The organism is Enterococcus durans (assembly GCF_002277935.1).
Lineage (GTDB): Bacteria > Bacillota > Bacilli > Lactobacillales > Enterococcaceae > Enterococcus_B > Enterococcus_B durans.
Genome location: NZ_CP022930.1, coordinates 621,450 through 646,765, shown reverse-complemented (window position 1 = coordinate 646,765; position 25,316 = coordinate 621,450). Strand labels below are relative to the sequence as shown.

The 25,316-nt window shown below is 39.3% G+C and carries 25 protein-coding genes; 19 read left to right on the top strand and 6 right to left on the bottom strand.

The window, feature by feature from the left end:
• Positions 1 to 181: 181 nt before the first annotated feature.
• The 3 genes from CJZ72_RS03150 to CJZ72_RS03140 are packed head-to-tail and all read left to right on the top strand — an operon-like array spanning position 182 to position 4,503.
• Complete coding sequence (locus tag CJZ72_RS03150) at positions 182 to 1,510, top strand: MFS transporter (RefSeq protein ID WP_005879028.1); 1,329 nt, start codon at positions 182 to 184, stop codon at positions 1,508 to 1,510.
• Between the two features lie 30 nt (positions 1,511 to 1,540).
• The gene (locus tag CJZ72_RS03145) at positions 1,541 to 3,118 is read left to right on the top strand and encodes an alpha-L-rhamnosidase-related protein (RefSeq protein WP_081134040.1); all 1,578 of its coding nucleotides are present in this window, start codon (positions 1,541 to 1,543) and stop codon (positions 3,116 to 3,118) included.
• A gap of 35 nt (positions 3,119 to 3,153) precedes the next feature.
• Positions 3,154 to 4,503 carry an MFS transporter gene (locus CJZ72_RS03140; RefSeq protein ID WP_034873514.1) on the top strand — a complete coding sequence of 450 codons (1,350 nt, stop codon included), beginning with the start codon at positions 3,154 to 3,156 and terminating at the stop codon, positions 4,501 to 4,503.
• Positions 4,504 to 5,202: 699 nt separating this feature from the next.
• Here the strand turns inward: CJZ72_RS03140 and CJZ72_RS03135 are convergent.
• The 3 genes from CJZ72_RS03135 to CJZ72_RS03125 form a co-directional block, all read right to left on the bottom strand.
• A complete protein-coding gene (locus CJZ72_RS03135; protein ID WP_227259860.1) occupies positions 5,203 to 5,457 on the bottom strand; it encodes a hypothetical protein in 255 nt (84 codons plus the stop codon).
• 61 nt (positions 5,458 to 5,518) lie between these two features.
• Positions 5,519 to 6,013: a hypothetical protein gene (locus tag CJZ72_RS03130; protein WP_081134043.1), complete on the bottom strand. Its 495-nt coding sequence runs from the start codon at positions 6,011 to 6,013 to the stop codon at positions 5,519 to 5,521.
• Complete coding sequence (locus CJZ72_RS03125; protein WP_081134044.1) at positions 5,976 to 7,367, bottom strand: Y-family DNA polymerase; 1,392 nt, start codon at positions 7,365 to 7,367, stop codon at positions 5,976 to 5,978. Before CJZ72_RS03125 ends, CJZ72_RS03130 begins: the two co-directional genes overlap by 38 nt.
• A 384-nt stretch (positions 7,368 to 7,751) precedes the next feature.
• On the opposite strand from CJZ72_RS03125, the gene CJZ72_RS14470 reads away from it, so the two are divergent.
• The 9 genes from CJZ72_RS14470 to CJZ72_RS03080 all read left to right on the top strand — a co-directional run bounded on the left by CJZ72_RS14470 (position 7,752) and on the right by CJZ72_RS03080 (position 16,075).
• Positions 7,752 to 7,928 carry a hypothetical protein gene (locus CJZ72_RS14470; RefSeq protein WP_095443610.1) on the top strand — a complete coding sequence of 59 codons (177 nt, stop codon included), beginning with the start codon at positions 7,752 to 7,754 and terminating at the stop codon, positions 7,926 to 7,928.
• A 507-nt stretch (positions 7,929 to 8,435) separates the two neighbouring features.
• Positions 8,436 to 9,455, top strand: a complete 1,020-nt coding sequence (aroF, locus tag CJZ72_RS03115) for a 3-deoxy-7-phosphoheptulonate synthase (RefSeq protein WP_016177879.1) — start codon at positions 8,436 to 8,438, stop codon at positions 9,453 to 9,455.
• A 16-nt stretch (positions 9,456 to 9,471) separates the two neighbouring features.
• A complete protein-coding gene (gene aroB / locus CJZ72_RS03110; protein WP_005879020.1) occupies positions 9,472 to 10,536 on the top strand; it encodes a 3-dehydroquinate synthase in 1,065 nt (354 codons plus the stop codon).
• On the top strand, positions 10,537 to 11,703 hold the full coding sequence (gene aroC / locus CJZ72_RS03105; protein WP_016177880.1) for a chorismate synthase: 1,167 nt from the start codon (positions 10,537 to 10,539) through the stop codon (positions 11,701 to 11,703).
• An 11-nt stretch (positions 11,704 to 11,714) separates the two neighbouring features.
• Entirely contained in the window at positions 11,715 to 12,791 is a 1,077-nt protein-coding gene (locus CJZ72_RS03100; protein WP_081134045.1) for a prephenate dehydrogenase, read from the top strand.
• Positions 12,792 to 12,795: 4 nt separating this feature from the next.
• Positions 12,796 to 14,082, top strand: a complete 1,287-nt coding sequence (gene aroA, locus CJZ72_RS03095) for a 3-phosphoshikimate 1-carboxyvinyltransferase (RefSeq protein WP_081134046.1) — start codon at positions 12,796 to 12,798, stop codon at positions 14,080 to 14,082.
• Complete coding sequence (locus tag CJZ72_RS03090; RefSeq protein ID WP_081134047.1) at positions 14,079 to 14,582, top strand: shikimate kinase; 504 nt, start codon at positions 14,079 to 14,081, stop codon at positions 14,580 to 14,582. Before aroA ends, CJZ72_RS03090 begins: the two co-directional genes overlap by 4 nt.
• Entirely contained in the window at positions 14,582 to 15,439 is an 858-nt protein-coding gene (gene pheA / locus CJZ72_RS03085) for a prephenate dehydratase (protein WP_179135135.1), read from the top strand. The genes CJZ72_RS03090 and pheA overlap by 1 nt, the downstream gene beginning before the upstream one ends.
• A 123-nt stretch (positions 15,440 to 15,562) precedes the next feature.
• The gene (locus CJZ72_RS03080; protein WP_005879014.1) at positions 15,563 to 16,075 is read left to right on the top strand and encodes a type 1 glutamine amidotransferase domain-containing protein; all 513 of its coding nucleotides are present in this window, start codon (positions 15,563 to 15,565) and stop codon (positions 16,073 to 16,075) included.
• A gap of 292 nt (positions 16,076 to 16,367) precedes the next feature.
• On the opposite strand, the gene CJZ72_RS03075 is transcribed toward CJZ72_RS03080, so the two are convergent.
• Both CJZ72_RS03075 and CJZ72_RS03070 read right to left on the bottom strand, forming a co-directional pair.
• Entirely contained in the window at positions 16,368 to 17,039 is a 672-nt protein-coding gene (locus CJZ72_RS03075; protein ID WP_081134049.1) for a ClpXP adapter SpxH family protein, read from the bottom strand.
• A 117-nt stretch (positions 17,040 to 17,156) separates the two neighbouring features.
• The gene (locus CJZ72_RS03070; RefSeq protein WP_081134050.1) at positions 17,157 to 17,732 is read right to left on the bottom strand and encodes a CYTH domain-containing protein; all 576 of its coding nucleotides are present in this window, start codon (positions 17,730 to 17,732) and stop codon (positions 17,157 to 17,159) included.
• Between the two features lie 130 nt (positions 17,733 to 17,862).
• Between CJZ72_RS03070 and CJZ72_RS03065 the strand changes: the two genes are divergently transcribed.
• From CJZ72_RS03065 to mgtE, 4 genes are read left to right on the top strand one after another with little or no spacing between them, the layout of a single operon-like run.
• Positions 17,863 to 18,567 carry a GTP pyrophosphokinase gene (locus CJZ72_RS03065; protein WP_005879011.1) on the top strand — a complete coding sequence of 235 codons (705 nt, stop codon included), beginning with the start codon at positions 17,863 to 17,865 and terminating at the stop codon, positions 18,565 to 18,567.
• A complete protein-coding gene (locus CJZ72_RS03060; RefSeq protein WP_005879010.1) occupies positions 18,545 to 19,342 on the top strand; it encodes an NAD kinase in 798 nt (265 codons plus the stop codon). Before CJZ72_RS03065 ends, CJZ72_RS03060 begins: the two co-directional genes overlap by 23 nt.
• 1 nt (position 19,343) lies before the next feature.
• Positions 19,344 to 20,243: an RluA family pseudouridine synthase gene (locus CJZ72_RS03055; protein ID WP_005879009.1), complete on the top strand. Its 900-nt coding sequence runs from the start codon at positions 19,344 to 19,346 to the stop codon at positions 20,241 to 20,243.
• A 17-nt stretch (positions 20,244 to 20,260) separates the two neighbouring features.
• Positions 20,261 to 21,622, top strand: a complete 1,362-nt coding sequence (mgtE, locus tag CJZ72_RS03050) for a magnesium transporter (protein WP_095443609.1) — start codon at positions 20,261 to 20,263, stop codon at positions 21,620 to 21,622.
• A gap of 272 nt (positions 21,623 to 21,894) precedes the next feature.
• Here the strand turns inward: mgtE and CJZ72_RS03045 are convergent, their stop codons facing one another.
• On the bottom strand, positions 21,895 to 22,533 hold the full coding sequence (locus CJZ72_RS03045) for a copper homeostasis protein CutC (RefSeq protein WP_081134052.1): 639 nt from the start codon (positions 22,531 to 22,533) through the stop codon (positions 21,895 to 21,897).
• Between the two features lie 135 nt (positions 22,534 to 22,668).
• Here CJZ72_RS03045 and CJZ72_RS03040 point away from each other — a divergent pair, with 135 nt between their 5' ends.
• The 3 genes from CJZ72_RS03040 (at position 22,669) to CJZ72_RS03030 (ending at position 25,300) form a co-directional block, all read left to right on the top strand.
• Positions 22,669 to 23,526 (top strand): methyltransferase domain-containing protein, encoded by an 858-nt coding sequence (locus CJZ72_RS03040; protein WP_081134053.1) that lies wholly within the window; start codon positions 22,669 to 22,671, stop codon positions 23,524 to 23,526.
• Between the two features lie 223 nt (positions 23,527 to 23,749).
• Positions 23,750 to 24,253 (top strand): tRNA (uridine(34)/cytosine(34)/5-carboxymethylaminomethyluridine(34)-2'-O)-methyltransferase TrmL, encoded by a 504-nt coding sequence (gene trmL / locus CJZ72_RS03035; protein ID WP_005879005.1) that lies wholly within the window; start codon positions 23,750 to 23,752, stop codon positions 24,251 to 24,253.
• Positions 24,254 to 24,643: 390 nt separating this feature from the next.
• Positions 24,644 to 25,300 carry a histidine phosphatase family protein gene (locus tag CJZ72_RS03030; RefSeq protein ID WP_095443608.1) on the top strand — a complete coding sequence of 219 codons (657 nt, stop codon included), beginning with the start codon at positions 24,644 to 24,646 and terminating at the stop codon, positions 25,298 to 25,300.
• The last annotated feature ends 16 nt before the right edge of the window (positions 25,301 to 25,316 follow it).

The following is a 25,316-nucleotide window of genomic DNA, read 5'->3' as shown; positions in this document are numbered from 1 at the left end:
AATAGTGGGAGAATTAAATCAGTAATGTCTGATTTTATTCTCTTTTTTTTTGTAACTTTTCGTTTAGGTATTCTGTGATTTGGATAAAAAATCCTGTTTTTTTGCTATAGTCCAAATGACAGAATCCGTTTACAATTCAAAGTGTTCGAACAATCAAAATTATTAATAAGGAGTGTTCTACATGGTAAATCAAAAAAAATCAGCGACAGCTACGGTGAAAGAATATTCACCATTAGCAGTAGCGGCCGGTATTGGGTCGATGCTTGGCTCGGGTTGTATTGTTGGATTATCTGCTACGATTCCCGTTTGGCAAAAAGGATTGGAGTTAACGACTGGTCAGGTAGGGATCATCTCAGGTGGACTCACTTTTGCAATCGCTTTCGGTTCGTTGTTTACTGGACAGATTTCAAAGCTATTTGGACTTATTCGTGCATTTAACTGGATTAATTTATTTTATGCAATTGGCGCTGCTATCTGTATCTTTTCTTCTAGTTTCCCGATGCTATTGTTAGGAGTGATCATTATGGGAGTCGCATCTGGGGCTGACTTACCACTAAGTTTAACTGTGGTTTCTCATGATGCACCAGATGAACAAACTTCAGCACGATTGATCTCATCTACTCAAATTTTTTGGCAAGTCGGTGTATTTATTTCGTATATTTGCTCTTTTCTTTTATCAGGAGTTGAAGGTGTTTTAGGTGCACGGATCGTTTTTGCTATTTTATGTGCATTTGCTGTTTTTACTTGGATTTGGCGTGTTGTTTCTCCTAAATTTAGAAAATTCCATGAGGATGGGGAAGCTCGTCAAGCAATGATCAAAGTAACTGGCGAAACTAAGGATGTTTCGTTCAAAACAATTTTATTTGGTAACAATAAACAAAAATATTTAGGGTTCTTCGCTGCAATTTTAGTTTTCTATGTATGTTGGAATTTGTTAGCCAACACTTGGGGACAATTTCAAACATATGCATTGACAAATGCTGGTGCTAGTCAAGCCCAAGCGACAGGATTGGGAATTGCATTAAATGTGATTTCTCTGGTTACGACAATTGCTTTTGCCTCTGTAGCAGGGGGGAGATTTAGAAACAAAGCATTCTTCATCGGGGCGATTGTCCAATTTGGCGCAATGCTCGGCATGGCGCTGATTGGCGGTGGCGCAGGATTTATCGCTTTAGCCATCACAATCGCTTTTTACAACTTTGGTAATCCTTTAGCAGGAGAAGCAATTTATAAAGTTTGGACACAAGAATCATTTCCTTCAGAGGTTCGAGCATCACTGCAAGGATTTATCAATGGCTTTTCACGGATGTGCTGTGGATTATTTGCATTTGTGACACCGTATTTGGTAGCACCCGGACGTATCCAAACTTCAATGTTTGGTTTTGCAGGTATTGTGTTAGTTGCAACGATTTCAGGAATCATCATGATGCGCTTACAGAAAAAATATCCTGTCCTTCCAACGACTATCAAAGAAGAACAACACGAACAACAAGAAAAACTCACAGTATAAGAGCGCGAAGCAAAAAAGGGGAGCAAGAAAATGGCATTTACATTTCAAATAAACAATGACGTGACATGGAATCGAGAAGAACGGTTATTGAAAAAAGCACAAGAAAATCTACCAGAAATTTTAAAAACGGACATCCAACCAGTTGGTATCACGGAAATCATTGAAGATGAAAATGGCTTGAATGGTTATTCAGCCGTAGTTAGCGAAAAGAAAATCAGTGATTTAGCGAAATATGGCTTAGGAAGAGATCAAAAAATTATCTTAGATCTAGGAGATCACTACGTTGGTCATTTTAGCATCGATATTACTTCAGTCGGTTCGCCTATGGATGCACCATTATATTTACGAGTGAAATTTGCTGAAGTACCGGCAGAAGTAGTTGCAGACTCCAATGACTATGATGGATGGTTATCAAAATCTTGGATCCAAGAAGAGTATATCCATCTAGATGTCTTACCTGCACGATTGGAATTGCCTAGACGCTATAGCTGTCGATTTATCGAACTAGCGGTAATTGATACGTCACCAAAATGGCAAGCAAGTTTTTCTAACCCAGTGTTTGTGGCAGAAAGCTGTGTAGCGATGGAACAACTTACATCGTTTGAGATCCAAGATGACGAGTTATCTACTATCTACGATATTTCAGTAAAAACTTTGTTTGACTGTATGCAAGAAGTTTTTGAAGATGGTCCGAAAAGAGATCGGCGTTTGTGGATAGGAGACCTACGTTTACAGGCCTTAGCAAACTATGCTACCTTCGGGGATTTAGCCTTGACTAAACGTTGTCTATACCTGTTTGGAGGAATGACTACGACAGATGGAAAAATCCCTGCGAATGTTTTCACGGCTCCAAATCTGATTCCCGATGATACGTTTTTATTTGATTACAGCTTATTTTTCGCTGTGATTTTAGCTGATTTTTATTATCAGACAAAGGACCAAGAAGTATTAAGTGATTTGTACCCTGCAGCAAAAAAACAAATCGATCAAGCTTTGACGTTAGTAGATGATGAAGGACGCCTGAATTTGTTAGACGAATGGCCTGTATTTATTGACTGGTCGAATGAATTTGAAAAGAGTACCGCAGGGCAAGCTGTCTTGATTTATGCACTGAAACGCTTTATCCAACTAGCAGAATGGATGGAAGAACCTGATCTTATCACCTACCAAGAGCAACTAGGAGAATTAACAGTGTTTGCTCAAACTCAGCTGTTTGATGAAGAGAAAAATCAATTTATCATCGAGCAATCAAAGGAAATCAATGTAGCAAGCCAAGTATGGATGGTACTAGCAGAAGTATTTGACCAAGAAAAAAATAGCAAAATCATGGAAGAAATGATCTCTACACAATTTCCTATCACTGGGATTGCGACACCGTACATGTATCACCATGTTGTGGAGGCATTGTTTGTAGCGGGTCTGAAAGAAGAAGCGATTCAATTATTGAAAAATTATTGGGGGAAAATGATTGAACTGGGTGCTGATACATTCTGGGAAGCTTTTAAACCAGAAGAACCAGATTTTTCTCCATATGGAAGTCCGATCATGAGTAGTTATTGTCATGCGTGGAGCTGTACACCAGCTTATTTGATCAAAAAATATATTTAGCGAAGAAAAGAGGTAGGATCATGGATTCTCTAGAAATGAATACGATGAATAGTAAGCCGATTTCTAAATGGCGGCAGAGAATTGGATACGGTGTTTCAGATTTTGCTTGTAATTTGATCTGGCAAATGATTTCTTTGTATCTACTATTCTTTTATACAGATATTATGGCTTTGAACGCCGCTGCGGTGAGCCTGATGTTTTTATTAACTCGTTTTTTCGATGGGATAACTGATTTACTCGTAGGTTATTTGATTGATCACACCCATACACGTTGGGGAAAATCACGACCTTACTTTCTTTTTGGGGCGATCCCGTTTGCTTTGTTTGCGTATCTTTGTTTTAGCGTGCCAGATTTTTCTGCTAATGGTAAGTTGATCTATGCCTACGTTACGTATTTTGGCTTATCACTTTCCTATACGATCGTCAATGTCCCAATGGCATCCATTTTGCCTAGCTTGACGGCAGATACAGATGAACGAACAGCATTATCAACAACGAGGAAATTCTTTGCTTTTCTAGGTGCCACAGTTGTCAGTGCCACTGCATTACGATTTGTTGCTGCGTTTGGTGAAGGGAACCAGGCGAAAGGCTTTAGAATACTGATGATCATTTTTGGTTTCATTAGCTGTCTCGTTTTCTTATTCACTTTTTTCAACGTGAGAGAGATCCCGACAAAACAAGAAAATATTTCTTTAAAAAAGGTTCTTTCTTCACTAAAAATGAACCGTCCGTGGCTCATTTTTGCTGTGAATATCCTATTTATGTGGACTGGCTATTTTATCCAAACAAGCGCGTTGGTCTATTATTATACAGTAGTAATAGGAAGCCAAGCCTTATCGGTTTCCGTAGCTACCATCATGTCAGTTGTTCCAATGCTTGCTAATTTTTTAGTGCCGACTTTAGCCAAGCGTTTAGGAAAACGAAACCTATATATTCTTTCTTCGCTCATTCAAGCTGTGGGACTTGTTTTTATTCTTCTGGCTAAACAAGAGCAGCTGCTTATTTTAGCTGGTGCGGTAATTTCAGCAATTGGCTACGGTATGAAAGAAAGCATCTATTTTTCAATGCAAGCTGATCCAGTGGATTATGGAGAATGGAAAACAGGAATTAATGTTTCAGGTTCACTGTCAGCAATCAACGGCTTTTTGGGAAAAGTAGCACAAGCAATTGCTGGCGCTCTTGCAGGATTTTTATTGGCTTGGGGAAACTACCAAGCAGGAGTAACGCAACAAAGTGAACAAGCGCTATTTGCCATTAAAATCATGTATGGCTATCTGCCTTTGCTTCTAATTGGCTTATCGATCCTGACAATGTTTTTTTACGATTTAGACAAACTATATCCACAAATAAAAAAAGAATTGAAGGAACGACGGATCAATTCGTGAAAAAGAATTGGGAATATTCGATAATATATGAATGATACAATCGAGACAAATGTCGTCTCGGCTTGAGAAATTGAAGAAAAAACGAACAATACGCTTTTTGTATTGCTCGTTTTTTTTTTGAACTTTCCGAAAAACCTAACCGTGGGACGCCGTTTATTTGAGAGAGGCTAGGACAGAAGTGTTTAACTCGGAGAAATAAGAAGAAATGAACGAAAATTGCTTTTCAAATTTTTGTGAATTTCGGCTTATTTCCGAAGGAGTTGCTTCTGCTCCCACCGTTTACTCGAGAGTCTGTAGCAGAGATGTTTTTTAGATTTTTCCCATGTTCATAGTTTTCTATAAAAGAGAGTCGTGTCGACTACTGGCGAAGTAGCAGGATTTTTTATACAATGCTATCTGCTTTGAACCTCCACACTAGGCAGATGACGCCATGCTTTTTCATAGTAATAGAAGTAATTAAGTGGCTGAATTAGAAAAGTAATATTAATAAACTAGCAGTACAGAAAATCCCAGTAGAAACACGAATTCAGCATGTATTACTAATAACTCTGGTGTTTCTATTTGCGTTTGTTTAGTGATTTGATATACAGGGATAATATAAATTTATTGAAGGTCATTACTCTTGTTCCCACAACTCTTTTAATGCATTTGGTTGATAGAAAAAGTTCATTTTCCTATTTTTTTTACTCATTACTCGATTCAGCTATGTTCGTTTTCCAAATGTAAAATATCTTCCCAAAATTGAAAATATTGATCCGTCAACTGGATCTCTAGGACATCTATCCAAGAAATAAACTGTTCCTCTAACATGAAGCCTTTTTCTGTGAGATTAGGTTGGACAAACCCATGATATGTTTGTCCATTTTTACAGTGGACAATGATGAGTTGCTTGGCTATAAAAGTAGTAATGACAATAGTTTCGAAATGTTTATCAGCAGTTTTCAATAGAATCACTTCTTTCTAAAAAATGGGAGGAAATGGATAATGATAAGCAATGAAGGGATAAATAAAAAATTCACTCCTCTTCAGGGAATTGTTGATAAAATTCATCTTTGATCTGTTCCAATTCTTGGATGTTCTGTTTTGAGTGTAAGGATGGTTGTATGGATGCATCGTCAGAAAAAGCGACCGTGAACCATTTTTCCTCCTCTTTTTTCTCAATATGACGAATATCTGACCAGTAGATCTTCGTATCTTCAAGAACTAAGTAATAATCGTAAGCTTCACCAGTAAATATTCCTTCAATATTTTCTAGGTATCTGCCAAATTCGTCTTTTGTGTTTCGTTGAAGGGTGATTTTTTTATGGTAAAGAAAAGATTCTAATAGTACGGCATCGATTTCCTCACGAGACATCGGAGTTAGCGGCTGGATTTCTTTGATAGCCCATGCTTCGTTTTTTTTGATACCACTCATCAGTTCATCCATTGCAAATGCTGTGCCCCATTTCAATCCAAAAGGGCGGTCGCGGTATTCATTGTAATCGAGAAATTCCTTTTTCGTTCGACGCATGACCTTCACCTTCTATACCGGCTAATCCACCCGCATGCCCACCTACAAGAGAGCTTCGTGCAATTGCTCGACCACCTTCTAACAAGCTATGGGCATGGACGATCGATCTGAATCCATATTTCTGCCGGATCTTATCTACAACAAAATCGATTTTTGCATTTGCGACTTGCACTTCAGGCTCATCAAATAAATTTAATTGTAAGCTGTCTGTGTGGGCCAAATGGGAGCAATTCACGCCAATACTTCGAATGTCTTGCCGGCGATAATGTTTGTGAAAGAGGTTCAACAAGACAGCCGCTAATCGTTGACTTGAATTTGTCGCTTCGATGGTGGTTTGTTGATGAAATCCTGTCTTGCCTTGGCTATCTTTATACCCCAAAGAAAATCCTACCCAGAGACTGACGACTTGCGCTTTTACATGTTCGCGACGCAATCGTGTACCTACTTGATCCGCCATTTCTTTGATGACGATCTCGATTTCTTCTTGACGCGTGTAGTCACGATTTAAAATTTGACTGTTGCCGATACTTTTCGATTTAGGCACATATTTTTCTCCTAAAAAACTTCGATCGATTCCCCAAGCATGTGCAAACAGTTGCGTACCGATGACTCCCATATTTTCTTTTAGCCGATAATAGTCGGCATGTGCCAAATCGTAGATCGAAGTGATACCCATACGGTTGAGGCGTTTAGCTGTTCGGTGACCGATCCCCCAAAATTCGGTCAGTGATGGGATGTGCCAAACCTTATTTGCCACATCTTCGTAGCGCCATTCAGCGATTCGCTCTGGGTTATCTTTGGCTCCGTTATCTAGAGCTAACTTTGCGAGCAATGGATTATCACCGATACCGACAGTCGTGTAGATACCAGTTTGCTGATAAACATCCTCACAGATGATTTTTGCTAGATCCCAAGCATTTTTTACTTTAAAAAGTTTCAGACTATTCGTGACATCAAGAAAACTTTCATCAACGGAGTAGACGTGATGGTTCAATTCATCTGCATAAGTTTTGTAGATGGCATTGATTTGTTGATTTTTTTTCATGTAATAGGCCATTCTCGGCGGTGCAATATATAAATCACGCGGATAGGGGAAAGGCAGATCTCTTGCTCTGCTGATATTTGTGATACCATAGGCTTTTTTTGCAGCCGGACTAGAGGCTAAAATCAATCCGCTTCCTCGCTCTTCCAAGCAATCAGACGGATAAGACATAACAACAAGTTTGGCCGTTAAAGGATCTAAGTTACGCTCTACACATTCAACAGAAGCGTAGAAAGATTTGCAATCAATGCAAAGGATATCCCTGGAAGGTTCTTTTGTATAATCAAATTTAGGGTTTTGATTTTTAAACATAACAGTCACCTCTCATTAGTAATTAGAACACATGTTCGTATTTTGTGTCAATGGAAAAATCACATAACTTAGGTCTAAAAACAGTCATTCTTTTAAAGAAATGTTTTGTTTATGATTGCTGATAGAAATGAAAAGCGCTATACTAGCGGTAATAAATAGAAGAAAAATGATCATTTCATGGAAAAGTGTTAAATGAAAAGTTATTTTTACTTTTGCCTTAGATATTGCCGATGCGAAAACGATTCGACAGGGATGCTGAATGCCTCAAGTATGAATGATTTGAAAAAGAGACCAGTGAACTGGATAAAGAGATTTAATTTCCTTTTTCGACTTGTTTTACAGAATGAGAATAGAGTTGGTTATTAAAGAAATGGGGGAAAACAAATGTATATGCTGAATATTGGAACGAAAGATGCGATGTTAGCCGTTGCTATTATTATTATTCTCGGATTGACGATTTTTTATCATTGGTCGGTAGCGGCATTTATTATTACTGAATGTACTGTATGTTTTGCTTTTTGGGCGGGAGGTAGAAAACAAGATAAAAGGTTAGAAAAGTAACTATAAACAAATAGTGAAAAGGATCAAAATATACGAAGGTTTGCAGTTGGATTTGTTCGTATATTCTCTAGATTGAAAAATAAAAAAGAAAATCATGAAAAAGATATTGACATCTTTCAGAAACAAATCTATACTAAGTTCAATCTTAAATCAGTTTGGAGCGGTTTTTTATGAAAATGACCCTATGTACACAACTGAATAATTATTACTTTAGCTATTTTAGATAGGTTTGTATTCATGAGGTTATGGGTACAAACATCAGCGCTTGTTTGTATCTATGATGGCTAAGGATGTTTGAGATGACTTGCTCGCCGCATAGATGAAAAATCTATAGTGGCTTTTTTCTTTGATTTATTCATGGCCCACTGTAGATTTTCTACGGTGGGCTTTTTTAATACATAAAGGAGGAGCAAAGAGAAGCAAACTGAATATCTATCGATTCTATTGAATAAAAAAGCCATGAAGCAATTGTAAACTAAAAAAATAAAGAGCAGAGGATGTTATTTTATGATTTTGATTATTAAACCAGGTATCAAAGAAAATGAGTTACTACCCGTTATTTCACGTATTAAAGAAGAAGGGCTAGATGTCCAAATCAATCATGGAAAAGATCGCTTTGTTCTAGGACTTTTAGGCGATCCAAAAGTTATCCATGATGTTCCTTTTGAAAGATACGACATCGTGGAACGAGCAGTACCTATCTCAAACACGTATAAATTAACTTCACGTGAATTTCATCCACAAGATACGATCGTTGATGTGGACGGGGTCAAAATCGGTGACGGTAGTTTTGTAACAATGGCTGGACCTTGTTCCGTTGAAGGAGAAGAACAAATCATGGAAACGGCACGCATGGCAAAAGCTGGTGGTGCAAAAATTTTACGTGGTGGTGCATACAAACCAAGAACTTCACCTTACGCTTTCCAAGGATTGGGTGTAGAAGGATTGAAGATGATGCGTAAAGCAGCGGATCATTACGGTATGAAAGTCATCACCGAAGTAATGGATGAAGCACATATCGACGTTGTTTGCGAATACGCAGACATCATTCAGATTGGTGCCCGCAACATGCAAAACTTCCGTTTGTTAGAGGCTGTTGGTAAAACAGGTAAACCAATTGGCTTGAAACGAGGAATTTCAGGTACAATTGAAGAGTGGTTAAATGCAGCAGAATACATTGCTGTCCAAAATAATTTCAACGTCATCTTCATTGAACGTGGTATCCGTACTTACGAGCGTGCGACGCGAAATACCTTTGACTTGAGCGCTGTCCCAATCATCAAAAAATTAAGCCACTTCCCGATCATTGTTGATCCAAGTCACGGTACAGGGGTTTGGGATCTTGTTTCTCCAATGGCTAGAGCTGGTGTAGCAAGTGGTGCTGATGGAATGATCGTAGAGATCCATCCAGATCCTCTTCATGCTTGGTCAGATGGACAACAATCATTGAATGAAAAGAACTACTTGAAGATGATGAAGGAAGTAGATATTTTAGTGGAAGCAATGAAAGAGATCAACGCTTTATAGAAAAGAGGAGCGGAAAATGTTAGAAGTTGTCTTACCAGAAAAAAGCTATGAGATTGTCATTAAGCGAAATTCTCTCGAACAAATCTCCGAATGGATCGGTGGTTTATGGGGAAATAAAAAAATTGCTATCATCAGCGATACAAATGTATTCCCGATTTATGGAGAACAGATTCAAAAACAATTGGAAGCAACCTATGAAGTAGTCCACTATGTGGTACCAGCTGGTGAAAAAAGTAAATCCCTTGAAATGGCAGCTGTGCTTTATGATTTTCTAGCGGAAGAACAATTCACTAGAAGTGATGGGATCATTGCATTAGGGGGAGGCGTAGTCGGCGATCTAGCTGGCTTCGTCGCATCTACTTATATGCGGGGGATCGCCTTTGTCCAAATACCGACTTCTTTGTTGGCACAAGTTGACTCCAGTATCGGTGGAAAAACAGCAGTGAATGGACCAAAAGCGAAGAATATGATCGGGACATTTGCGCAGCCAGATGGGGTGCTGATTGATCCAGAAACATTGCAGACACTTCCTGAAAAACGAATCCAAGAAGGCATTGCAGAAATCATCAAGTGCGGAGCAATCAGTGACAAAAGTTTATGGGATGATTTAGCTGCTTATACAGGTATCGCTGATCTAGTGGCACATAGTGAAGCGGTTATTGAAAAAGCTTTACGTGTAAAGAAAAAAGTAGTTGAAGAAGATCAATATGATAATGGCAGTCGTTTGCTACTAAACTTTGGACATACGATTGGTCATGCCATCGAGAATACCGCGGGATATGGGAAAATCAGCCATGGAGAAGCGGTAGCAATCGGGATGGTCCAAATCAGTCGGAAAGCAGAAGCAAGACGAGAAATGCCAGAAGGAATCACCGCACAAATCATTGCAATGAATCAAAAATATCATTTACCGACTGCTTATACACCTTGGCAAGAAGATGAATTGTTCCAAGCAATCACACATGATAAAAAAGCACGTGGACAAAATTTGAAAATCATTTTATTAGAGAAGATCGGTCAAGCGAAGGTGCAGACGATACCAATCAAAGAGATGAACGACTATTTAAAAGAAGGTGATTAGATGCGTTACTTAACTGCAGGAGAGTCTCATGGACCACAACTAACTGCGATTATCGAAGGTGTGCCAGCTGGTCTGGCGATATCAGTCGACCAAATCAATCAGGAACTTGCAAGACGTCAAGGAGGATACGGCCGAGGCGGGCGAATGAAGATCGAGAAAGATCAAGTACAACTTACGTCAGGTATCCGTCATGGCAAAACATTGGGTTCTCCAATCACGATGATCGTTGAGAATCGCGATTGGAAAAATTGGCAAACAGTGATGTCTGTAGAACCGGTTTCTGAAAAAGATGAACAATTACGTCGTGTGGCAAAACCACGTCCAGGGCATGCAGATCTAGTTGGTGGTATGAAATACCAACATCGTGATCTTAGAAATGTATTGGAACGTTCTTCTGCCAGAGAGACAACGATGCGTGTCGCTATTGGGGCTTTGTCGAAGCAGCTTTTAGCCGCACTGGATATCGAGATTGCGAGTCATGTTGCTGTTTTGGGCGGGATCAAGGCAGAAGTACCGATGACACTTTCGGTCGCTGAAATCAAAGAAAAAACAGCGATATCAGAAGTCAACATGGTTGATTTGACCATTGAGGACCAAGTCAAAACACTGATTGATGAAACCAAGAAAGCTGGAGACACTTTAGGTGGTATTGTAGAAGTTCGAGTGGAGAACGTACCAGCTGGGTTAGGCAGCTATGTCCAATGGGATAAAAAACTAGATGGGAAATTAGCACAAGCGATGTTAAGTATCAATGCATTTAAAGGGGTAGAGTTTGGGATCGGTTTCGAGTCGGCTTTTCGTCCAGGATCAAAAGTGATGGATGAAATCACGTGGAATCAAACAAACGGCTATCAAAGAGCAAGCAATCACTTAGGTGGCTTTGAAGGTGGGATGACTAACGGAGAGCAGATCATTGTTCGAGGAGTCATGAAGCCTATCCCGACTTTGTACAAACCATTGATGAGTGTGGATATTGATACAAAAGAACCTTATAAAGCAAGCGTTGAACGTTCGGATAGCACAGCTGTCCCAGCAGCATCCGTGGTTGCAGAACACGTGATTGCTACAACTTTAGCTATGGAAATTCTCGACCATTTTCCGGCAGATAATCTAACTGAGCTGAAAAAGGCAGTTAATGACCACCGACAAATGATCCAAGAATTTTAATGGAGGCAACCATGAAAAAAGTATTGGTAATAGGGTTAGGATTGATCGGTGCATCATTGTGCCGGGCAATCAAAGGGCCCAATGTCACTCTTTACGGCTGGGATTATTCAGAGGAAACAAGGGAAATAGCCAAAGAAGTCCAACTAGTGGATCAGGTCGTTTCTGGGATTGAAATAGCAAGTGAGATGGATATCATCTTGCTGGCTGTACCTGTTCAAGTCAGTCTGGAATATCTGAAAATATTGGCAAATCTTCCTCTTAAAAATTCGGTGTTAGTGAGTGATACAGGAAGCACGAAAGCAAAAGTAATGGAATTAGCAAAAGACTTACCATTTACATTTATTGGTGGCCATCCAATGGCGGGGTCGCATAAGTCCGGTGTTCGAGCGGGCAACCCTAATTTGTTTGAAGAAGCATATTATATCTTTACGAATGACCTTGAGAGTGATCGTATTGACGAATTAAAAGAGCTTCTGCAGCCAACGAGAGCGAAGTTTGTCGACTTGGATGCTTCTAGCCATGATGAAATCGTTGGCGTATTGAGTCATCTGCCACATATCGTTGCAGCTGGCTTAGTGCAGGCATGTGAAACGCTAAGTCAAAAATACCCACGTGCTTCGCAACTTGCAGCTGGCGGTTTTAAAGATATTACTCGGATTGCCTCTTCTGATCCTAAGATGTGGACAGATATTTTGATCACGAATCAAGAGATTTTATTGAAATTGCTGGAAAACTGGCAAATATCTATGGGAAATCTGAAAAATGAATTAGCAGCTAATAATCAGCAAGCTGTTTATGATTTTTTTACACAAGCAAAACAGACCAGGGATCATCTACCACAGAAAAAACAAGGAGCAATCCCTGCCTTTTATGATCTGTACGTCGATATCCCCGATATCGCTGGGGCAGTCGCAAAAGTCACTACTTCTTTGAGTCATGCAAGCATTTCGATCATCAATTTAAAGATCCAGGAAACAAGGGAAGATGTTTTTGGCGTATTAGAATTGTCATTTAAAAATCAAGCCGACTTGCTAAAAGGAAAAGCGTTGATAGAAGCAGAAAATTTTCATTGTCGGGTAAGGAGTTGAGTGAATGAAGTTATTGACCACAAAACATGGCATCAATGGGGAATTAACCATTCCTGCTGACAAATCGATTTCTCACCGCAGTATCATGTTTGGTGCGATTAGTCAGGGGCAAACAATCGTGAACAATTTCTTAAAAGCAGAGGATTGCTTGAGCACGATTGCTGTATTCAGACAATTGGGCGTCACCATCACAGAAAAAAATGAAAAGATCTATATTGATGGCAAAGGATTTAGCGGATTGACAGCCCCTGCTACTCGATTAGATGCAGGAAATTCAGGGACAACGATGCGTCTTGTCTTAGGCATCTTGGCAGGAAGCGACTTTACTTCTGAAATCGCTGGCGACGCTTCGTTAAATCGCCGTCCTATGGAACGTGTGATGAAACCACTTCGAGAGATGGGAGCTGAATTACAGGGAATCGAACATGCCGAGTTTCCGCCACTAAGAGTATCTGGTCATGCATTACATGGAATTGAGTACCAGATGCCGATTGCGAGTGCACAAGTAAAATCGGCCATTCTTTTTGCAGCGTTACAAGCAAAAGGGACAACGAAAATCATCGAGAAAGAAAAATCAAGGAATCATACAGAAGAAATGATCAAGCAATTTGGTGGACAAATCGATATAGAAGACCGAGTAATCACTTTGAAAGGTGGACAAACTCTTAGCGGTCAAGAAGTAACAGTCCCAGGAGATATTTCTTCTGCTGCATTTTATCTAGTCGCTGCAAGTATTTTGCCAAACAGTGAAGTTATCCTTAAACAAGTCGGTATCAACCCGACACGTACAGGAATCATTGATGTGTTGAAACAAATGGGTGCAACAATCGAACAAATTCATGAAGATGAAAAAAATCAAGCTGCTGATCTGATTGTTCGTTCGGCTACATTGAATGCCTGTGAGATTAAAGGAGAAATCATTCCGCGATTGATCGATGAATTACCAGTCATCGCTTTAGCAGCAACTCAGGCAAATGGAACCACAATTATCAAAGATGCGCAGGAACTTAAAGTCAAAGAAACGAATCGGATCGATGCCACTGCCGCTGAACTAACGAAGATGGGTGCTTCGATCGAGGCGACAGATGACGGATTGATTATCCATGGTCCTACGCCTTTGCATGGGGCAAAAGTCGACAGTCATGGGGATCACAGAATCGGTATGATGTTGCAGATTGCAGCTTTATTGACAGAGGAACCTGTGGAGCTGGAAAATCCAGAAGCGGTAAATATTTCTTATCCAGCATTCTTTCAGGATCTTGCACAACTAATCAAGGAGGAGCAAGCATGACGGCCATTGTTTTGATTGGCTTCATGGGTGCTGGCAAGACGACAATCAGTAAAAAATTAGCCGCTTGCTTGGAGCAACCCGTGATCGACATGGATGAAGTGTTGGTGTCTCGTTTGGGGTGTTCTATCAATCATTATTTCACGGAGTTTGGTGAAGCAGCTTTTCGGGAGCAGGAGACCGCTTTATTAAAAGAAGCATTAAGTAATGATGCCATTATCGCAACTGGTGGTGGTGTGATCTTACAAAAAGAGAATCAAAAAGTATTGCAAGATCAGTTCGTGATCTATTTAAAAGGACAAGCAGAAATTCTGATCGACCGTATACGGCAAGACAAAGACAATATTCGTCCTTTGGCTGTAGAAAATAGCGATCAGAAGCTAAAAACGATATTGGCAACACGAGAAAAAATGTATGAAAAATTAGCAAAACTAACGATTGAGACAACTGCAAAAACGCCAGAAGAAATCATAAAAGAAATCATAAAGCAGGTTGGACGATGATGAAAATCGGTTATTTAGGTCCGAAGGGATCATTTACTTATAGTGCAGTAACTAGCTATTTTAAAAATGGTGAGTGGATATCGTATGACTCGTTGATTGATTTGATCGATGCACAGCTGATTCAGGAACTAACTTATGCGATGGTGCCCATCGAAAATTCGATCGAAGGCTCTGTCTTACCGACATTAGATCATGTCTATGAAACGTTGCCTTCTATTCAAGGGGAAATCATTCTTCCGATTCGTCAACAATTGATGGTTCACAAAGAGCGACAAAAAGAGTGGAGACAGACAAAAAAAATCTGTAGTCATCCCCAGGCGTTGGCACAGTCACAGCTTTTTCTAAGAACTCATTTTCCAAAAGTCGAGATCGAACAAGTTGGTTCAACCGCTCAAGGCGCGCAACAAGTAGCAAACCATCCTGAGCAAGCATTAGCGGCAATTGGCCCGTTATCTGCAGCAGAAGAGTTTGGACTCGTTGTCGTTCAAAAAGATATCCAGACGATCGTGAATAATGAAACTCGTTTTTGGCTACTTGGTTCAAAACCAAGCGCCTCAAATCTAGAGGCAGTCGATTATAAAGCAACGTTATTTGTTGATCTGCCAGAAAATCGTCCCGGGGCACTGTATCAGGTATTAGCTGTTTTCGCCCAGAAACAATTGAATTTGACAAAAATCGAATCTCGTCCGCAAAAAACGCAGTTAGGGGAATACTTTTTTGTGATCGACGTAGCAGTCAAAGCACAAGCAAAAGAATTACAAGAAGCGATAAGCTTACTCCAAGAGCAACAGTTTCCAGTACATTTGATTGGTCAATACCCAGTGTATCAAATCAATCAAATGAAACCAGCACAATAAACAAAGGAAGATTCGGTCAGAATGCTTTATTACACCTTATTACTATTAGTATAAACAGATTAGTTGCACACTTTCTTCAATTCCTTTAGGCTTGAATTAAGCGATAAGAAAGGAAGAGGATAAATGACAAAAAAAGTTGCAGCAATCGTTACTGATTTGGTGGAAGATGTAGAATTATCATCACCAAAGGAAGCTTTGGAAAAAGCAGGTCATTCTGTTACTTTGATTGGATTTGAGGCAAATCAAACGATCAAAGGGAAAAAAGGAACTGAATTTACGATTGAAAAAAGCATCGATGAAGTGTCTCCTGAAGACTTTGACGCGCTATTGATACCAGGGGGATTTTCACCGGATCAACTACGAGCAGATCAACGATTCGTTGATTTTGTTTCTTATTTCTTAAAAAATGATCAACCATTATTTGCAATCTGTCACGCACCACAATTGTTCATCCAGACAGGCTTAACAAAAGGGCGTACGATGACTGCCTATGACACCGTTCGACCAGATATTGGTTATGCCGGAGCCGTAGTGAAAGATGAAGCAGTAGTAGTGGATAAACAATTAGTAACTAGTCGTAATCCAGATGATCTACCTGAATTTGATCGTACGATCGTTGAAATGTTAGCTAAGTAAGCGAAGGGTATTTCTCAACAAACTGAACCAAAATCTACAATAACGACTATAGTACAGAAATAGTCGACCAAGAATCTTGAATTAGAAACTTGGTCGATTTTTTTGTTTAAAAGAGTGTATTTGTAGCTAGAAATCAAGTGATGACAACTTGTGGGCACTCCATGATGATGTTCATTGCTTTTTTTCGTGTCATCACCTAAACAAGCGACTGGGAAACAAAATAAGCCATTTTTGAACAAAAAATAGACTACCACGAAAGGATCTTCGCAATAGTCTATTCAACACACAACTTTTAATTAGAAAGTAAATATAAATGGCTATTTCCTGAGTTTAATCGAGAAGCATTTGTATGTAAATGTTCACCATCGAAAACTTGATAAGAGTCATCTTTTGTTTTACAAATTTCTTTGATACGTCGAACGGTATTAGAACCTTCGATTAATACACCAAAGTCGTGTTCACAGGAGTAGTTATATACTACAGCTGAAGGATGCTTAGTGATTCCCATCTCACGAGCAATTTTTTGATCGGAGAAAAAGGCTTCTTTGACAAATTCTGATTGACGATCTTCTTTGAACATTTTTAGATCGCCTCCGATTTCGGCAAAGAGGGATTCAGCAAGCGCTGGAGAATATGGTAACTTTCTACAACCCACTGCTTCTTGCAATTTGATCAAGAACTGCCGTCCCTTTTTCTTTCCTTGGAACTGTGCGGCTTTACAATCTAATGCAGCAGAGTAAGTCATTGAAAATAGTTGGTTCCGTTCGGTTAGATTTTTTTGAGAAATTCCGTTACTTTGCATGACATCCCCAATTGTCTGCAAATTAACCAGTGGAAGAAAGCGAAATTGCATCTTGTCTTTCGATTTTTTTCCGTATTCTTCGCCAATAAATTGTAACAATTGTTGTTCTAATTTAAAGCAGCGTTTCCCCAAAGGATTAACAAATAGATAAATTTCGATCATATGAATCTCCCCCAAAATAGATTCTATACAACTAGTGAATTCTTTCATTCACAACCTATAACTTAACAGAAAAATGATAAAAAATGAACTCAAGTGCCTTGTGAAAATGATAGAATTTTAATCTTTAGATTCAATCATGCGTTGGATCTTATTTTTTGCTGGACGATAAGGTAAAAAATGGGCTTCTAAAAACTGTTCAAAAGCTATTTTTCCAACAGTAGCGTCAGCGACCTCTAGTTCTAATTCAAAGTCATGTAGATTTTCTCCAAAGCTTTGGTCAATCGCTAAAAGACCTTCTGCTACTTTGAATTCTGCACGTTTAGTCGTTAATTTTCCAGTTTCGATCAATAGTTTTGGATCGATGTTTAATTCAGAAAGTTTCTGAAAGACAGCCCCTGATGTAGGTAGAATATGTTGATTCAAGTAGGAATCGACCTTTTCCATTGTCAATGTATCGGTTGTTTCAAGCCGCCCTGCTACTTCAGGAGTTTTTAACGTATATTCTGCATATGTATCTAAAAGGCGGATACGCAGCCCACAATTTTTTTTCGCCAATTGAAAATCAGGTGTATCAAAATAAATATTTGTTTGGACGGTAAAATCTTTTGGTTCTAATTGATAGTGTTGGATCAACTGATCGTATTCTTTTTCAGTTAACATAGATTTATATTCGATCTCTAACATTTTAGACATATGTAACACTCCTTTTATCTATTCTGCCTAAAATTTCTTTTTTGGTCAATACAAAAAGGCGAGAGGTACAAAAAAACTACATTTATATGGTAAAATGAAAAAGAATGTTAATGAAGTAGAGGGATCAGCTATGGAACGAGACTGGGAAGAATTTTTAGCACCATATGAGCAAACAGTATCAGAATTAAAAGTAAAACTACGTGGGATCCGTAAACAATTCAGAGAACAGAATCGTCATGTTCCGATTGAATTTGTGACGGGAAGAGTGAAGCCGGTTGACAGCATCGTCACAAAATCACAGTTACGACATATCCCCATGGGACGTTTAGAAGAAGAAATGTCGGATATTGCTGGTTTGAGGATCATGTGTCAATTTGTTGAAGATATTCATCAAGTGGTAGAGATCATTCGTAATCGTAAAGACATGAAGGTTATCCAAGAAAGAGACTATATCACGAATAAAAAAGCAAGTGGCTATCGTTCTTATCATTTGGTCATCGAGTATCCAGTCCAATTGATCAGTGGCGAAAAGAAAATACTCGCTGAAATTCAAATTCGGACATTAGCAATGAATTTTTGGGCAACGATCGAACATTCATTAAACTATAAATACCAAGGCGTATTTCCAGAAGAAATGAGTGAGCGACTTCAACGGGCGGCGGAAGCAGCCTACCAATTGGATGAAGAGATGTCGAATATACGAGAAGAAATCCAGGAGGCACAACGCCTATTTTCTCATGGCAGAGGAAAATCGGATGATATCTATTATCGGACATTACTCACCAGAGAAAAGCTGAAAGAGGAGGCAAAAGATGAAGGTAGCGATCGTTCATAATCAAGAAAGCAAAACCTTAGAAGTAACTGAGCGATTGAAGCATCTTTTGGAACAAGCGGGGATCCAAACAGATGAACAACAGCCAGAGTTAGTGATCTCTGTTGGTGGAGATGGCACCTTACTATCGGCTTTTCATCGGTATACGCATCTGTTGAACGATGTTCGTTTTTTAGGTGTGCATACCGGGCATTTAGGTTTTTATACCGATTGGCGGGATTACGAATTAGAAGAACTTGTGGATAGCTTGCAGACCAATCGTGAGCAAAGTGTCAGTTATCCCTTGTTAGATGTCCGTATCAGCTACGTAGATGACAAACCAGATCAACATTATTTTGCGTTGAATGAATCGACGATCAAACGCTCCAATCGAACGATGGTGGCGGATGTCTACATTAAAAACGAACTTTTTGAAAGTTTTCGAGGAGACGGTCTAGCTGTTTCAACTCCTACTGGTTCAACAGCGTATAATAAAAGTATTGGTGGCGCTGTGATCCATCCAAGTATCAATGCCTTTCAATTAGCAGAAATTGCTTCATTGAACAACCGAGTGTTTCGAACATTAGGCTCACCGATGGTCATCGCACAGGATGAGTGGGTAGAAATAAAACTTGAAAATACAGAAGACTATCTTGTGACGGTCGATCAACTCGATATTGCAGAATCAAATATCCGTTCCATCTACTATCGAATCGCGAAAGAACGGATCCATTTTGCGTCGTATCGTCATATGCATTTTTGGCATCGTGTAAAAGATGCCTTTATTGGTGAGGGGTAGTATGGAATTTGAATGGAGATATGAAAAAGAGCAGCCACAGCAATTAAAATACTTTTTAAAAGAAAAAGGTATTTCTAAAGGTTTGCTAGCTAAAATAAAGTTTCAAGGTGGAACGATCAAAGTAAATGACAAAAGAGAAAATGTCTTGTTTTCTCTTTCAGACAATGATAAGGTAACCATTGTGATTCCTGCTGAAGGTGAGCATGAAACGGTACTCTTAGATGAGACACCGATTGACATTATATATGAAGATGAGCATCTTTTGGTGGTCAATAAACCAGCTGGTATTTCTTCGATTCCAGCACAATACCACCCGAATGGAACTATGGCGAATCGTGTAAAAGCATACTATAAGCGACAAGGTTATGAGGATCAGGTCGTTCATGTTGTCACGAGGCTTGACCGCGATACCTCTGGTTTGATGCTGTTTGCAAGACATGGTTTTGCACATGCGAAATTAGATGTTCAGCTTAGGGAAAAAAAGTTTATCAAAAAATATCAAGCACTTATTAGTGGAAGTTTAGATGATTTAAAGGAACATGGTTGGATCGATTTACCCATTGCACGGGACTATTCATCATTGTTGAAGCGTCAGGTCCATGTCGATGGTCGAAGCGCGCAAACCGAATACTGGTTAGAAAAAAGAGACTCTGAAATTGCATTGGTGGATATTCAGTTGCATACTGGAAGAACCCATCAGATCAGAGTTCATTTTTCTGAGATTGGTTGTGCCCTTTTAGGTGACGAAATGTATGGCGGACGAATGGATCTAGGTATTGAACGGCAAGCATTGCATTGTTATGATCTACGTTTTTATCATCCTTTCACACAAAAATTATTAGAATTTAAGCAGCCTTTGGCACAGGACATGGCAGCTATCGTTCAACGGTTTGAAGATTAAGGTGAGGTGAGATTGGTTTGGATGAAAATCAAGAATTAGAGGAAAGATTTGCCCAGTTATCTCAGGATTTGAGAGAGAATAATATTCAGAAATTTAGAAACAGCTTCTTGGAGATGCATATTTATGAGCAGGGGCAATTTTATCAATCCCTTAACGAAGAAGATCGCCAACTGATCTACACGTATTTGTCTCCTAAAGAATTAGCGGATATGTTCGATGTGATCGAAGAAGACAATGAGCACATGAAAGAGTATTTAGACGAAATGCGTCCGAGCTATGCAGCAGAAATGTTGTCAGAAATGTATACGGATAATGCCGTCGACTTATTGAATACACTAGACAAAAAACAAATCGCGAAATATTTAAGTTTGATGTCGACAGATGATGCCAGCGAGATCAAAGAATTGCTACATTACGAAGATAAAACAGCCGGTGCGATCATGACCACCGAGTTTGTTTCGATCGTTGCTAATCAAACCGTCCGTTCTGCAATGTACGTGTTGAAAAATGAAGCAGATGTTGCAGAAACGATTTACTATATCTATGTAGTCAATCAAGAAGGCCAGTTAGTTGGTGTTATTTCTTTGCGTGATTTGATTGTGAATGATGACGACACGATGATTTCTGACCTCATGAGTGAACGGGTCTTGTCTGTTCATGTAGGTGATGACCAAGAAGATGTCGCTCAAACTTTCCGTGACTATGACTTTCTGGCATTACCAGTCACAGATTATGATGATCATCTATTAGGGATCGTTACAGTCGATGATATCATTGATGTTATTGATGATGAAGCAGCGAGTGACTATTCTGGTTTAGCAGGGGTCAACGTAGAGGAAATCAATGAGAACCCTGTTAAGGCAGCTTCCAGGCGTTTGCCATGGTTAGTTACGCTTCTTTTTCTAGGGATGTCAACAGCTTCACTTATCAGTCATTATGAAGATTTAGTCAGTGAAGCAAGTATTCTAGCTGTCTTTATTTCACTGATCACTGGTACAGCTGGAAATGCTGGTACACAGTCCTTGGCGGTTGCTGTAAGGCGATTAGCTATCTCAGATGAAAAAGATCATGGGTTTGTTCGTTTGATCTTGGCAGAGGTATTAACTGGACTAGTGACTGGAGCTATTACCGGATTAACGATTTTCTTGATCGTTGGATTTTGGAAACACAATTTTATTCTGGGTTTTGTTATAGGGATCGCAATGCTGTTTGCGATTACGGTTGCCAACTTAGCAGGTAGTCTGATCCCTATGTTGATGGACCGACTTGGCTTTGATCCGGCAGTTGCAAGTGGACCATTCATCACAACATTGAGTGATTTGACAAGTGTATTGATTTATTTCAATATCGCTTCATTATTTATGGGATATTTTATGTAGAAATGATTCTGTTCAAAGTATTTTGATGGATGCCCGAAGTGAAATGACTAGAATGCTATTTATATAAACAGACAATCATGGAATGAATCAAAAAACAAGGTTGGGACAGAAGTGTTTAACTCCGAGAAATAAGAAGGAATTCATGAAAATTGCTTTTCAAATTTTTGTGAATTTCGGCTTATTTCCGAAAGGGTTGCTTCTGCTCCCACCGTTTTTTCGTTTTTAAAGCGTGGGACAAAAGTGTTTCTTACTTTTGTCCCACGCTCGTTTTTTTAGTCTAATGGTACGATTTTTGTGCCGTGGACTTCAGTAACACCTAGCGCCGTTGCTACAGATTCGGCGTTTTTATAATTGACTTTTCCGCCGGGAAGAATGATCAAGCGCCCATTAGCGTGAGCAATCAATTGTTTGAGATGATCAAAATGAGCTTCAATTGGGTCACTTGCATCCCCACCATGAGTCAGAATACGATCAACACCATGTTCTGCTAACCAGTCGATTGCTGCAAACTGGCGGTCTTTAGGGATACTATCAAATGCCATATGGAAAGTGGTCTGTAATCCTTCCGCTGTTTCAAGCAATAATTCCATTGCTTCTTCGTCGATCCAGCCAGAAGGAGTTAAACAGCCTAAAACGACACCATCAGTTCCTAATTTTTTTGCTTCAATCAAATCGGTATGCATGATTTTTAATTCGATATCGTTATAGACGAAGTCGCCTCCACGCGGACGGATGATCGTCATAACCGGTATTTCCTTTTCCCCTGCGTAACTTAACGCTTCCTCAATGACACCTGTGCTGGGAGTTGTTCCTCCAACAGCTAAGTTGTCACATAGTTCAATACGGTTTGCTCCTCTTGAGATTGCTAAAGGGATCGCTGTATAGTTCTCTGCGCAAAATTCTTTGATCATTTTCTTGCTCCTTTATATTCGCCTTAGTCATGGAGATTGTAACATATTTTTTGTAGTTGCTAAAGTTTTGTTCTAACGGTAAGATGAAAGTGTAAAATCAACGTTTACTATTTGAAACGAGAAATGAGCGGGAAAATGTTAAAAAAAATCGACAAAGGACGCCAGTTTTTGCTGAAGAATAAAGGACTATTTCGTTGTCCGCTGTGTCACACAAAGATTGAAACAACGAATAATGGTTTGGTGTGTCAGCAGAACCATCATTTCGATCTCTCCAAAAAAGGCACGCTATATTTCTTATCCCATGCTGTGAAGACAGAATATGATCAAGGAATGTTCGAACCTAGGCGCAGAATGATCCAATCTGGAATGTATCAGCCGGTTCTCGAATTATTAGCACAAGAATTGCCTCAAGAGGCAGATGTGTTAGATGTTGGATGTGGAGAGGGAAGCTTTTTGTCTGTTCTCGACCAGCTACATCCGTTAAACCGCGCTGTGGGGTTTGATATTTCAAAAGAAGGGGTGTACGCAGCGACAGAGCATCCTATCTCTGCATTTTGGTGTGTGGCAGATTTGACGAATCTGCCTTTTGAAGATCAGCAATTCAATACGATCTTGAATATCTTTTCACCTTCTCATTACCAAGAATTTCAACGGGTACTGGCCGATGATGGAGAAATCTTAAAAATCGTCCCTCAAGAAAATTATCTAAAAGAACTTCGACAAGCTTTTTATCCGGATCAACCAGAAAAACAACAGTATTCAAATGAGCGAGTAGTAGCCAAATTCGCTGATTCTCTGGAGTTAGTTGGACGTCAACGTGTGACATATGAATTTGAGATACCTGAAAAAAATCAGCAAGATCTCTTAGCGATGTCACCTTTAGAATGGCAGGTCAGCCCAGCGATAAAAGAGCAATTAACGCAGGATCCTTTGAAAAAAATTACAATTGATGTAGAATTATTAAAAGGAAATAAGAGAAAACGATTCCAATAGAAATATTGTTTTTGAAAGGTTGCAAAAAGAGTTTATAGGTGGTATAGTAGCCACAAGTTGTTTTTTCATTGGTTTTTATCAGGTTCCTGTTCTGATAAAAGTTAGTGAGAAGAGCTTCACTAACGTAACGACTCGCAGTGACTGACACCGAGTTGATACGTTTTTTTTTATGCCAAAATAAAGAGAGTAATGAACTAACATATAGATGAGAGGATTGATCCTTATGAACCATATCGTTTTATTTGAACCATTGATCCCTGCCAATACTGGAAATATTGCAAGGACTTGTGCTGCAACGAATACACCACTCCACTTGATTGAACCTCTAGGATTTTCAACAGATGATAAACATTTGAAACGTGCTGGATTAGATTACTGGAATGACGTGAACATCACGTACCATCCTAATTTGGACGCTTTTTTGTCTTATCTAGGTGATCGAAAACTTCATTTGATTTCAAAATTTGCCCATAAGGTATACAGTGATGAAAATTTTGCAGATGGAGAAGAACACTTTTTCTTATTTGGGAAAGAAACAACGGGCTTGCCAGAAGAATTCATGCGTGAAAATGAAGAAAAATGTTTAAGAATCCCGATGAATGATGAACATGTCCGTTCATTGAATCTATCAAATACTGCGGCAATGATCGTCTACGAAGCATTGCGACAACAAGGATTTCCAAATTTAGAGTTAACACATCACTATGAAAATGATAAGCTAGACTAGAGGCTATTTAGCAAATGTCCTGGCTCAAGCATTAAGCAAGGAAAAAGAAAAAATAGCTTTTCATATTTTGTCTTTTTTGGCTTAATGTCGCAGAGACAGAGAAATGCCGTTTACACTAGAGGCTATTTAGCAAATGTCCTGGCTCAAGCATTAAGCAAGGAAAAAGAAAAAATAGCTTTTCATATTTTGTCTTTTTCGGCTTAATGTCGCAGAGGCAATTTGAGAAATGCCGTTTACACTAGAGGCTATTTAGCAAATGTTCTGGCTCAAGCATTAAGCAAGAAAAAGGAGAATGCCCTTTACTAGCAATTTTATTTATTCAGCAGAGCCATTATTCTATTAATTAGCAGACACTACTTTTAAAAAGTGACAGCAAGGAGTCCGATGCAAATGGAACTATATTTTACAAGACATGGAAAAACAGAATGGAATCTTGAACGCCGTTTTCAAGGCAGCAACGGAGACTCCCCCCTTTTAGCAGAAAGCTATGAAGAAATCAAAGCTTTTGGTAAAAAAGTGAGATATGTGCCGTTCAAGGCAATCTATTCCAGTACAGCGAAACGCGCACGTGATACAGCAGAAGGGATAAATAAAGAGCTAGCCCATCCAGTTGAAATCATTTATACAGATAAGTTGAGAGAACTAGGATTAGGAGATTTAGAAGGCCAGCCAATTGATGAAATGTATCAAAAATATCCTGAAACACTGCCTAATCTACGGCAACATCTCGATAAATATGATCCTACCCTTTTTAGAGGAGAAGCGATCGAGTCTGCGATTACGCGGATCGAAACAGTAGTAGCGGATGCTGTAGCACAACATGAGGGACCGATTCTTTTTGTCGGCCATGGCGCATCATTGACTGCCGCTATTCAATGGATGGTGGGAAAAGAATTGAGCCAATTGCGAGAAATGGGCGGACTCTTCAATAGTAGTCTTACGATTTTAGAGACGGGAGAACCGTATAATTTACTCCCTTATGAATTAAAAGTATGGAACGAGATCGATTTCTTAGGGAAAGATACGAAACCAGAACCACTATTATAATTGAAGGAGGCGGCAA

What these genes read in the sequence shown, in the direction of transcription:
- pheA (WP_179135135.1), top strand. Translation starts at nt 14,582, where the DNA reads ATGAAAATCGGTTATTTAGGTCCGAAGGGATCATTTACTTATAGTGCA.
- CJZ72_RS03070 (WP_081134050.1), bottom strand. Translation starts at nt 17,732, where the DNA reads ATGTCTAAAATGTTAGAGATCGAATATAAATCTATGTTAACTGAAAAA.
- CJZ72_RS03065 (WP_005879011.1), top strand. Translation starts at nt 17,863, where the DNA reads ATGGAACGAGACTGGGAAGAATTTTTAGCACCATATGAGCAAACAGTA.
- CJZ72_RS03030 (WP_095443608.1), top strand. Translation starts at nt 24,644, where the DNA reads ATGGAACTATATTTTACAAGACATGGAAAAACAGAATGGAATCTTGAA.
- CJZ72_RS03150 (WP_005879028.1), top strand. Translation starts at nt 182, where the DNA reads ATGGTAAATCAAAAAAAATCAGCGACAGCTACGGTGAAAGAATATTCA.
- CJZ72_RS03040 (WP_081134053.1), top strand. Translation starts at nt 22,669, where the DNA reads ATGTTAAAAAAAATCGACAAAGGACGCCAGTTTTTGCTGAAGAATAAA.
- CJZ72_RS03045 (WP_081134052.1), bottom strand. Translation starts at nt 22,533, where the DNA reads ATGATCAAAGAATTTTGCGCAGAGAACTATACAGCGATCCCTTTAGCA.
- aroC (WP_016177880.1), top strand. Translation starts at nt 10,537, where the DNA reads ATGCGTTACTTAACTGCAGGAGAGTCTCATGGACCACAACTAACTGCG.
- CJZ72_RS03080 (WP_005879014.1), top strand. Translation starts at nt 15,563, where the DNA reads ATGACAAAAAAAGTTGCAGCAATCGTTACTGATTTGGTGGAAGATGTA.
- CJZ72_RS03145 (WP_081134040.1), top strand. Translation starts at nt 1,541, where the DNA reads ATGGCATTTACATTTCAAATAAACAATGACGTGACATGGAATCGAGAA.
- CJZ72_RS14470 (WP_095443610.1), top strand. Translation starts at nt 7,752, where the DNA reads ATGTATATGCTGAATATTGGAACGAAAGATGCGATGTTAGCCGTTGCT.
- CJZ72_RS03140 (WP_034873514.1), top strand. Translation starts at nt 3,154, where the DNA reads ATGAATACGATGAATAGTAAGCCGATTTCTAAATGGCGGCAGAGAATT.
- CJZ72_RS03130 (WP_081134043.1), bottom strand. Translation starts at nt 6,013, where the DNA reads ATGCGTCGAACGAAAAAGGAATTTCTCGATTACAATGAATACCGCGAC.
- CJZ72_RS03090 (WP_081134047.1), top strand. Translation starts at nt 14,079, where the DNA reads ATGACGGCCATTGTTTTGATTGGCTTCATGGGTGCTGGCAAGACGACA.
- aroA (WP_081134046.1), top strand. Translation starts at nt 12,796, where the DNA reads ATGAAGTTATTGACCACAAAACATGGCATCAATGGGGAATTAACCATT.
- CJZ72_RS03075 (WP_081134049.1), bottom strand. Translation starts at nt 17,039, where the DNA reads ATGATCGAAATTTATCTATTTGTTAATCCTTTGGGGAAACGCTGCTTT.
- trmL (WP_005879005.1), top strand. Translation starts at nt 23,750, where the DNA reads ATGAACCATATCGTTTTATTTGAACCATTGATCCCTGCCAATACTGGA.
- CJZ72_RS03055 (WP_005879009.1), top strand. Translation starts at nt 19,344, where the DNA reads ATGGAATTTGAATGGAGATATGAAAAAGAGCAGCCACAGCAATTAAAA.
- CJZ72_RS03060 (WP_005879010.1), top strand. Translation starts at nt 18,545, where the DNA reads ATGAAGGTAGCGATCGTTCATAATCAAGAAAGCAAAACCTTAGAAGTA.
- aroB (WP_005879020.1), top strand. Translation starts at nt 9,472, where the DNA reads ATGTTAGAAGTTGTCTTACCAGAAAAAAGCTATGAGATTGTCATTAAG.
- CJZ72_RS03100 (WP_081134045.1), top strand. Translation starts at nt 11,715, where the DNA reads ATGAAAAAAGTATTGGTAATAGGGTTAGGATTGATCGGTGCATCATTG.
- CJZ72_RS03125 (WP_081134044.1), bottom strand. Translation starts at nt 7,367, where the DNA reads ATGTTTAAAAATCAAAACCCTAAATTTGATTATACAAAAGAACCTTCC.
- aroF (WP_016177879.1), top strand. Translation starts at nt 8,436, where the DNA reads ATGATTTTGATTATTAAACCAGGTATCAAAGAAAATGAGTTACTACCC.